2 protein-coding genes are annotated in these 500 nt (G+C 37.0%); both read right to left on the bottom strand.

The genetic code is table 11. The features are described 5' to 3' along the window. Positions 1 to 306, bottom strand: a 306-nt coding sequence (locus AB4653_RS27535; protein ID WP_372105830.1) for an O-methyltransferase, incomplete at its 3' end; no start/stop codon positions are given. Further along, positions 306 to 500, bottom strand: a 195-nt coding sequence (locus AB4653_RS27530; RefSeq protein ID WP_372105829.1) for a hypothetical protein, incomplete at its 5' end; no start/stop codon positions are given. The genes AB4653_RS27535 and AB4653_RS27530, both read right to left, overlap by 1 nt.

The following is a 500-nucleotide window of genomic DNA, read 5'->3' as shown; positions in this document are numbered from 1 at the left end:
CAAATTAATTTTTGGAAGAACTGCATTTGAATGCCCGAATTTAATATCAATGCAATCAAACGGCTTATTAAAATGATACCTTTTCCGATTATTGGTGTCCCCTTCGATACTAATCATTTTGTCAATGTGCAATGATTTATGGAATAAGAAAAAATCCACGAAGTATTTGGCACCCAAACCAACATATTGATAGTCAGGCAGAGGGCAAAAAGGAAACAAGCGTAAAAACATATCTCTCATCATCTTTCTTTCGATGTTTTTAGCAGGCCTCACGCCATAATTAATCAGTTTCCCACTGTTACTCATTAATCACACTCATACTGTACATAATATTTAAAAGTCTCTTCTCCGACTTCATAATTGGTAGTAACCCCTAGTGATTTTTTTACTGCACTTAACTGTTCTAACGAAACCTTGTATTGGATTGTTGCTTCGCTAGGCTTAGCTTTGCGAATTGCAGGCTCGGGGAAGGTGAAGCTCACTTCATCACTAATATCGCC

It is taken from the genome of Vibrio sp. 10N.222.48.A3 (genome assembly GCF_041475345.1).
GTDB classification, from domain to species: domain Bacteria; phylum Pseudomonadota; class Gammaproteobacteria; order Enterobacterales; family Vibrionaceae; genus Vibrio; species Vibrio tasmaniensis_A.
The sequence above is the reverse complement of the archived record's forward strand: the minus strand, read 5'-3'. Positions and strand labels throughout refer to the sequence as shown.